Source organism: Candidatus Binataceae bacterium (genome assembly GCA_035308025.1).
GTDB lineage: Bacteria > Desulfobacterota > Binatia > Binatales > Binataceae > JAJPHI01.
On sequence record DATGHL010000057.1, the window covers coordinates 1 to 3,715 of the forward strand.

Genomic DNA, 3,715 nt, shown 5'->3' on the forward strand with positions numbered 1-3,715 from the left:
GAGTTCATCGAGGGGTGGTACAACCCGCATCGCCGCCACTCCGCGCTCGACTATCTTTCACCGATCAACTACGAAAGGATTCAACAAAGCAGGACTTTAACCACTAGCCCAATACCGTCTACCGAACCGGGGTAACTCCAACCAACCTCACGATTTACACCACCAAGCATATCTACCACTTACTGTTGCGGGTGCGTGGCCACGCCTTGCGCGAGGTCGAATTCTACTACCCCGACGAGCTGCTCACCGCGATGAAAGAGGCTGACAATGCCGCGAAGAATGTCACCGATCCGGCGACTAATTCGACGAGCGGCATACCCATTGCGCACGTCGATCCGGCGCAACTGAACTTCGCTTACACGATCGCCGGAGCCGACGAGCCCTGGAAGCCGATACGCGCGTTCGACGACGGCTCTCATGTCTATGTGCAGATGCCGAGCGGAATGAAGTCGAGTGAAGCGCCGGCGCTGCTCATCAGCGCGGGCAACGGCACGCAGATGGCCAACTATCGCGTGGCCGGCAATTACTACGTCGTCGATCGCTTATTCAGCGACGCGGTGATGGTTGCGGGTGTCGGCCGCGAACAGGACCGCGTGACGATCTCGTATGCGGGTGGGGTGCGCTAGCGGAGCCGAAGGCGCAGCGAGCAAAGGAGTCTGCGACGTGCGTATCAATAAAGTCCAACCAGAAGAGTTCGAAGAAAGCGGCGACGAGTCGATTAACGGCGAGCGCTTTAATCGCTTGCTCGGGCTGCTGGCGATCGCGGTCGCGGTGATTGGCGGCACGGTGCTGGCGCTCGGCGTGGAGCGTTCCGGAATCAACCAAAGCGGAGCGGCGCAGAAGCTCATCGATGATCCCAATGCCGAGTCACGTGATCGCGGCGAAGTTGCCGATCTCGCCGCGCACGGCGCGACGCCGCGTGAGCAACCAATTGCGATGCCCGCGCAGCCGCTTCCGCCAATCGCCCCGGCGCCGTTCCAGCGCACGGCGCCGAGGCCGCCTAGCCGTTTCGCGCAGTGGGCCGAGGACAAGTATCTGAAGGCGCTCGAAGCGCCGCAAATTGTTGCAGCATTTCACGGCGGCAGCACGCTCGAGATCAACGGCAAACAAACCGCTTTGGGCAGCGGTTCTGTTAGCGAAAATCCCGCAGCTTCAGGAGTGCTTTTGCAACCAGCCGCGTCGCCTTACACCGTCATGGCGGGGAACATTGTTCCGGCGGTTTTGATCAGCGGCATTAACTCGGATTTGCCGGGTCCGATCCTCGCGCAAGTCAGCCAGAACGTGCTCGACAGCGCGAGCGGCAAATACGTTTTGATTCCGCAAGGGAGCCGCTTAATCGGGACGTATCAGAACGCCAATTCGTGGGGTCAACAGCGCATCTCGATTGCGTGGCAGCGGCTGATCTTTCCCAACACCACGAGCATGACTTTGCCGTCGATGCCGGGCGCGGACCAGAGCGGCTACGCCGGGCTCAGCGATCAGGTCGATCACCACTATCTCGCGACCTTCGGCACCGCCGCATTGATCAGCCTGATCAGCGCGGGCCAGCAGATCGGACAAATGGCGACCTTCGGTAGCGGCGGAACATTTGGCCCTTACGGCTACACGCATCCGAATCAATTCGCGATGGCGGGTGAAGTCGCAGGCTCGGCAGCCTCGAATCAATTCGGAGCGTTGGGTCAGCAGATGGTCGGCAACGGTCTGAATCGGCCCGCCACGATCGAGATTCGGCCGGGCTACGAATTCGCGGTGATGGTGACCCAGGACCTCGTGTTTCCCGGTCCTTACGGCAAGTGACGCGCAGCAATTAATTTAAGGAGCAGTTCAGATGAGTGTATTGCGACGCAAACAGGAACTCGAAGCGATCACCTTCAAGCTGCCGGCAGCGCTCAAACGGGACATTGAGGAACTGCGCAGCAAAGCCGATGCGGCGGGCTTCGATCTTGCCGAAACAATTAGCGCCGCGATGGGGCGGCTGTGCAAGCAGATTAAATCCGAACTCGACGGCGGACCACGGCGGGGCCGGAAGCTTCAAGGCCGTAGCAATGACGCTGCGAACGGGAAACTGCAATGAGAAGTTTCATCGATGCAGAAGGCGTGATGACCGTAGCGGATAAAACGAATTGGAAGGGGCAAAAGGGCGCGGGTTCAGGAGGCGGGTTCGTAGAGCAAGATAAAGGACCCTGCGGCACAGTGCGGCATTTCTGTCGGATTCCGCAACGAACCCGCGGCCTTTTTGCCCGGGAGGCGGAGATGAGCTGGATACCGTACCGTACGGCGGATTCGATCCCGGAATCCGCTGCTTTCTGGCTCTGGATTTGGCAACGGGAAGCCGGCGGCAAAGTGCTCTCGACGCTGGCCGGAATCGTCATGGTCGGGGCGCTCCTGATCTGGGCCGGCGAGGCATTCGGGATTCTCATCGCCAATACCGACAGCGCCGCCCCGGCGGGCGTCTATCACATCGCGTCGCAGAGCTTTCATCGCGGCGATCTGGTCGCAGCCTGCCTGCCGCCGGAGATCGCTCAGGCGGGACTGGCGCGCGGCTATCTCCGCACCGGTTCCTGTCCGGGCAACGCCGAGCCGGTCGGCAAGATCGCGGACGGGCTGTCCGGCGATACAGTCGTGATCGAACGCGGCGGCGTGACGATCAACGGCGCGCCGATTCCGCATAGCGCGGTCGCACTCCACGACAGCAAAGGACGACCGCTTCAGCATGTCCCCTTCGGCAGCTACAGGGTCGGCGCTAATCAGGTCTGGCTGTTCGGGTTCCACGACCGGCGTAGCTGGGACGCGCGCTACTTCGGACCGGTGCCGTTGAGCAGCGTGCGTGGCGCAATCCAACCGGTGCTCACGTGGTGAATGTCACATGGCGAACACGAACGGTAACGGCAACGGTCACAGTCACGAGCAGGGACTGCGGGTCCATCACCTGGCCAACCTCGGCGGCCTGATCGCACTGGCGGGTCTCGATCTAGAGCCGCCCGACTACTTGCTCGGTGCTTTACTGAGCGTCGCGCAAGAGACGCGCCGGCTCTCGACAACGGAGCGGGAACGGGTGTCGCGTCTGGGCCGCACGAAGCTCGATCAGCGGGCGACCGGCAAGCGAGCGTGGAAGTCGTGGCAGCGGGCGCAAGGTCTCCATGCCCTGACGCTGAGCGGGGCGCAGGTACGCGACATCATCGAAGCGCTCGGCCGCAAGGCCCCCGACGATCCGACACGGTTGGTGGTGGCGTTGAGCGAAGCGTTGACGGAGGCGCGGGCATGAAACGCATCCGCTTCCTCCGCCCGCCGCGCGAGGTCGAACTCAAGCTGCGCCACGAGCAGTCCGAACGGCCGCAGAAGCTGGTGCCGTGGTGGGCGCGGGCGCTGCGCCAACTGGGCGTGCAACACAGTTTCCGGCGGCAGCAGCCGCGCGGCAGTCTGAGCGGCACTCGCGCGCCGCGCGTCAACGTCGCCGAACCGGCGGTCTATGCGCGGCGCAGCGTGGTCAAAGCGTCGTTCTCGCGGAATCGATGGAGCGGAGCGTGGACAGCCCACGCGCGCTACCTCGGGCGGCCCGGCGCGCAGCAGGAGTTCTGGACTTGACCCGCTTTCGTAGACGGTGTTGGGGAGGAAGAGAGAAGGAGTTCCCCGATGCCAAGAACCCATCCGCCATATGCGCCGGAATACCGGCGCCGGATCGTCGAGCTAGCGCGTGCGGGACGTAGCATCGACC

Annotated in this window: 5 protein-coding genes and 1 pseudogene; all 6 read left to right on the forward strand. The window is 62.8% G+C overall.

What is annotated here, in order from left to right; genetic code table 11:
• The first annotated feature begins 149 nt into the window (after positions 1 to 149).
• The 6 genes and pseudogenes from VKS22_17530 to VKS22_17555 all read left to right on the forward strand — a co-directional run bounded on the left by VKS22_17530 (position 150) and on the right by VKS22_17555 (position 3,585).
• Positions 150 to 626: pseudogene (locus tag VKS22_17530) on the forward strand (TrbG/VirB9 family P-type conjugative transfer protein).
• A gap of 37 nt (positions 627 to 663) precedes the next feature.
• Positions 664 to 1,797: a TrbI/VirB10 family protein gene (locus tag VKS22_17535; GenBank protein HLW72408.1), complete on the forward strand. Its 1,134-nt coding sequence runs from the start codon at positions 664 to 666 to the stop codon at positions 1,795 to 1,797.
• A 31-nt stretch (positions 1,798 to 1,828) separates the two neighbouring features.
• Positions 1,829 to 2,074 (forward strand): hypothetical protein, encoded by a 246-nt coding sequence (locus VKS22_17540; GenBank protein ID HLW72409.1) that lies wholly within the window; start codon positions 1,829 to 1,831, stop codon positions 2,072 to 2,074.
• A gap of 179 nt (positions 2,075 to 2,253) precedes the next feature.
• On the forward strand, positions 2,254 to 2,859 hold the full coding sequence (gene traF / locus VKS22_17545) for a conjugative transfer signal peptidase TraF (protein ID HLW72410.1): 606 nt from the start codon (positions 2,254 to 2,256) through the stop codon (positions 2,857 to 2,859).
• Between the two features lie 7 nt (positions 2,860 to 2,866).
• Positions 2,867 to 3,265 (forward strand): conjugal transfer protein TraD, encoded by a 399-nt coding sequence (locus VKS22_17550; GenBank protein ID HLW72411.1) that lies wholly within the window; start codon positions 2,867 to 2,869, stop codon positions 3,263 to 3,265.
• Positions 3,262 to 3,585 carry a hypothetical protein gene (locus tag VKS22_17555; GenBank protein ID HLW72412.1) on the forward strand — a complete coding sequence of 108 codons (324 nt, stop codon included), beginning with the start codon at positions 3,262 to 3,264 and terminating at the stop codon, positions 3,583 to 3,585. Before VKS22_17550 ends, VKS22_17555 begins: the two co-directional genes overlap by 4 nt.
• Positions 3,586 to 3,715: the final 130 nt, after the last annotated feature.